Below are 1638 nucleotides of genomic sequence, written 5' to 3' on the forward strand. Positions count from 1 at the left end.
GCATCATCATACTATCAAAGTTCCTATCGCGGGAGAGGGGGTAGATCGAAGTGAAATTAAAAAATCTGTGACCAATTCAAAATAAAATCTTGTCTATAAAAACTTCAGGGACGTTGCCTAGCATAGTATATGATAAATCGAACCGACCTCTTAAAAAAATCCACGATCCTGATGGGATTAAGGCGACTGAAACCTGGGAATACCACGATGAGGAACGTTTAGTTATTTATACCGATACGAATCAAAGCACGCATAAAACCTATCACGATAAGCTTGGTCGTATTATTAAAGAAATAAATGGTCTAGAACAAGAGATAACATCAACTTGGGATGAGCTATCTAGACTAACAAAAAGAACGGATTCTTTACAGCAGAGTACAATACTTACTTATGACGATGATAATCGGACTATAATTAGTACTCTCGCTTCATCCACATCAATCATAAAAAAAAATGCCTTTAACGAGATCGAAAGTGAGTTAAATGCTGATGGTGAGCTTAAGCAAAAAAAATACGATGTTGATGGGCAAATTAACACTGAGATTGATGCTGATAGTCATGCACGTATCTACTCTTATAATAATGCTGGGTGGCTCATCGAAATAAAAAATCCGCTAAATAAAGTCCAGTACAAACATAATAAATCGGGGCAGGTAGAGGAGCAAATAGAACTAGGTTTAAATAATGAAGTTCACGCCTCGATTTTTAAACGCGATGCGCAAGGTCGTGAAATAATGCGCATAGATGCAAATCAAATAAGTACCAAAACTTTTGATAGACGAGGTTTGGAAACGGATAAAATTATAGATCCTGATGGAATAGGAATTCGTACTCATTATGAGTATGACGGTCTAGGAAAGGTAGTATTAGAAATTAAAGAATCCAATGATTATCCTCAACAGTTTATCACTCAATTTGAGCGAGATCCTCTAAGTCGTGTTACTAATAAAATAATAGCCCCTGGGCAAATAAACTTAAGTACGCAAACAATTTATAATGCCTTAGGAAATTATATTATTACTGTTGATCCTAATAATCATCCTTCCTACGCATGTTTTGATGTAGCAAATAACCAACGTTATGCTATTGATGCTTTGGGTGGGGTAATTGGAAAAAAATACAATGGCAATGGTCAATGTATTGAGGAACGTCATTATTCTATTCCTTTAAATCTTAATACCATTGATGATTTCTCTTGGGCTTTTATCGAGAGTCTATTATGTACTAGCGATCAAGATAAGGTGATGAGTTATGCATTTAATGCAGAGGGTTATTGTATCGCAAGTTTAAATGAGCATCGTCAATTTACTCAATACACTCATAATGCCCAAGGTAAGCTCATTCATGAAATTAGCTATGCCACCCCTATTAACCGAACTGAATTTATGGTTAAAACTCCACCTTCCACTCCTGAAGATAGGCAATCTGCTTGGTTTTACGATGGACGTGGTAATGAGCGATTTAGAATCAATGGAGAAGGGGCTGTTCATGAGCAAACTTGGAATGAGGAAGGTTGGCTTATTGACTCATGTTACGCACGGTCAATTTTAAGCTGCCATATTTTTAAGCTCCTGCCAAGCAATCTGGTTCGCTCTAAGAATCAATTTGTACTTAATAGCAAAGTGATTTAAATGAGTT

The 1638-nt window shown here is 36.3% G+C and carries 1 protein-coding gene; it reads left to right on the forward strand.

Features of this window, described 5'->3' with window-relative positions:
- Window positions 1-113: 113 nt before the first annotated feature.
- Window positions 114-1631, forward strand: coding sequence for an RHS repeat domain-containing protein (locus tag ELY15_RS15660; protein WP_158617531.1), 1518 nt, complete (start codon window positions 114-116; stop codon window positions 1629-1631).
- Window positions 1632-1638 lie beyond the last annotated feature (7 nt).

The sequence above is a fragment of the Legionella sp. km772 genome (assembly GCF_003989735.1).
Lineage (GTDB): Bacteria > Pseudomonadota > Gammaproteobacteria > Legionellales > Legionellaceae > Legionella.